General features: G+C 70.5%; 1 protein-coding gene and 1 pseudogene. One reads left to right on the top strand and one right to left on the bottom strand.

The window, feature by feature from the left end; genetic code table 11:
* Positions 1–3,035: glycoside hydrolase family 97 catalytic domain-containing protein (locus B9G38_RS15415; RefSeq protein ID WP_086220962.1), on the top strand; the 3,035-nt coding region annotated here is incomplete at its 5' end.
* 47 nt (positions 3,036–3,082) lie between these two features.
* On the opposite strand, the pseudogene B9G38_RS15410 reads toward B9G38_RS15415, so the two are convergent.
* Positions 3,083–3,288: pseudogene (locus B9G38_RS15410) on the bottom strand (hypothetical protein); the annotation flags it as partial.

The raw sequence follows: 3,288 nt of genomic DNA, 5'->3' as shown, positions 1-3,288 counted from the left end.
AGCTCACGCCGCTGCCCGACGGGTCGCGGGCCTCGCTCGACCTCCCGGCCGCGACGCCGTGGCGGACGATACAGGTCGTCGACCGGCCGGGCGAGCTGATCGAGTCGCAGCTCGTCCCGCTGCTCGCGGACCCGCTCGACGAGTCCGCGCTGCCGACCGCGGGGAGCGCCCCCGACACCGACTGGATCGAGCCCCGCAAGTACGTCGGCATCTGGTGGACGATGATCGCGGGGCGGGCGAACTGGGAGTACAAGACCGACGACGAGGTCGCGGGCGGCGGCGGGAACCCCGCCGCGTACGTCCACGGGGCGCGGACCGAGCGGATGAAGCGCTACATGCGCTTCGCGGGCGAGAACGGGATCGACAGCGTGCTCGTCGAGGGGTGGAACGAGGGCTGGAGCACCTACCCCGGCGACGGCACCGGGTTCGGCTTCGGCGTCGGCGACTCCTACCCGGACTTCGACGTGCCGGAGGTGACCGGCTACGGCGCCGACCTCCCCGAGCCGGTCGAGATGACGATCCACAACGAGACCGCGGGCAACATTCCGGGGTACGAGTCCGCCATCCTCGACGAGGACGTGTTCGCGGGCTACGACGACGAGGGGATCAACTCGATCAAGAACGGGTACGTCTCCGACCCCGGACTCGGCATCGACGGCGACGGCGCCGAGCCGACCCACAACCAGCACAACCAGCTCGCGGTGAACCACCACCGGCTCGCGATCCGCGAGGCGGCCGCGAACCGCCAGCTACTGGAGATCCACGAGGGGATCAAGCCGACCGGCGAGATCCGCACCTACCCGAACGTGGCGAACCGCGAGGTCGTGAAGGCGCAGGAGTACGACGGGTTCGGCCAGCTCGGCTCGAACGTCGGCCGCGACCACCACGTCACCCTCCCGTTCACGCGGAACCTCGCCGGCCCGGTGAGCTACCAGCCGGGCATCTTCGACATCACCTTCGGCGACGACCGCGGCGACCAGATCCAGACGACGCGGGCGAAGCAGCTCGCGATGTACCCGACGTACCTCAGCGGCCTCCAGATGGCCGCCGACCGGATCGAGGGGTATATCGACGAGACGTTCGGAGTCGGCGAGGCGCTCCAGGCCGCCGCCGGCGACCTCGACGGGCTCGTCACCGACGACTCGTGGCGGGACGCGTTCGGCACCAACTTCGTCGCGGTCGACCCCAACCGCGCGCCCAGCGGGTCGTCGGTGTCGTTCGCGGTCGAAGACGTGCCGAGCGCCGGGACGTACGACCTCCACCTCCGGTACGCGAGCGACGCCGAGGAGAACGCGGGCCGCGTGATCGACGCCGGCGGTCCGCGAGCGACCCTGCGCGTCAACGGCGCGCGGGAGACCATCGAGCCGTCGTTCACCGACTACTGGGACGACTGGCAGGTGTTCACGACGCCGGTCGAACTCGACGCGGGGGACAACGAGGTCGCGGTCGAACTCGACTACGAGTCGGGCGACGGCGGGTTCAGCGGCGACGTGGGGGGTTTCAACCTCAACGCGGTCGCCGTCACCGAACCCGGCGAGCCGTCGCCGGTCCCGGCCGAGTACGAGGGGTACACGCCCGAGAACGAGAACTTCGACGCGGAGCCCGAGTTCGCGTTCATCGAGTCGGTCCCGGCGGCCGGCTGGGACGAGACGCGCGTCGTCGGCTCCGCGATCGGCGACTACCTCGCGATCGCCCGCCGCAGCGGCGACGAGTGGTACGTCGGCGTGATGACGGACGGGGACGGTCGCGCGGTCGACGTACCGCTCGACTTCCTCGCGCCCGGTAACTCCGGCGACGCGCCGGGGCGCGGGAACGGTCGCGGCAACGGGAACGGAAACGGTCGCGGCAACGGGAACGGAAACGGTCGCGGCAACGGCCGAAGCGGCCCGAAGTACGTCGCGGAGGTCTACTCGGACGCGGTCGGCGCGGGCGTCGATCGCGACCCGACCGGCGTCCGCATCGACGAGGCGGTCGTCACGCCGAGCACGACCCTGCTCGCGTCGCTGGCGCCGAGCGGCGGGACCGCAGTCAAACTGCGTCCGGCCCGCGGTCGCGAGATCAGCCGGCTCCCCGAGTACGAGCGCCCGGAGCAGACGTTCTCGGTGTCGATCGCCGAAGAGGCCGACCTGGGTGAGTCGTTCGTCAGCGCGACGGGGTCAAACGACGCCGCTTTCGTGGGCGGGACGACCGTCGAGATCGACGTCGACGGGGAGGTCGCCGCGCTCGACAACGTCCGACTGCCTCCGAATTCGACTGACGCGACGGTTGACCTCGGGTTCAGCATCTCGCGGATCGGGACGTTCGACGTCGTCGTCCGCGAGGCCGACGGCGGCACCGAGCTGGCGTCGGCGACCGTCACGGTCGCGCCCGGGGACGTCGTTAGCGAGTTCACCGACCCGCAGGGGGACGACGACGGCCCCGGCGAGTACGTCTACCCGACGGACGGCGCGTTCCGGGACGGCGCGTTCGACCTGCGTTCGTTCCGCGTCTTGGAGACGGACGAGGAGTACCGGTTCGCGTTCGAGGTGGAGAGCCTGTACGACGCGTTCGGCGGGACGTTCTCGCCGCACTACTTCGCCGTCTACCTGCGCGATCCGTCGGCCGACGGGGGCCGGACGACCGAGCTCGGCGGCCTCGGGATCACCGCCGAGTTCGCCGAGCCGTGGCAGTACCGAGTCGACGCGAGCGGCTTCAGCACCGGGATCGTCGACGCCGAAGGGAACGGGCTCGGCTCGCCGACCGCGTTCGCCAGCTTCGGCGCAAACGTGGCGGTCGTCTCGATTCCGAAGACGGCGCTCGGCGGAGCCGACATCTCCGACTGGGAAGTCCTCCCGATCGTCGGCTCGGAGAACTTCGGATCGTTCCGCGACGTTCAGGTCGACGCCGGCGGGTTCGTCTTCGGCGGCGCGAAGGAGGGCGCGGTCGAGAACGCGCCGAGCGTGATCGACCTGATCACGCCGGAGGGAACGTCGCAGGCGGACGCGCTCGCCTACGACGCCGACACGCTCGCGTCGCTGCCGTTCACGCCGTTGTAGAGAAGAGAAGAGTAGAGACGCGGCGGACGCCCTCCGCCGCGCCGGATTCAGAAGTGGTTCGCGGACTCGGTCTCGTGTTTCAGCTCGCCGCCGCGGCCGCCCTCGACGGTCGAGGCGCCGTTGTCACCGGAGGAGGCGGTCCGCACCGTCACGTTGTCGACCTCGTCGAAGTCCATGATGAGGTCGCGGCGGATGTTGTCGGCGGTGATGTTCGAGATACCGCAGCCGGAGCAGGTGCCGCCGAGCTCGACGA

The sequence above is a fragment of the Halorubrum sp. SD612 genome, assembly GCF_002135005.1.
The sequence above is the reverse complement of the archived record's forward strand: the minus strand, read 5'-3'. Positions and strand labels throughout refer to the sequence as shown.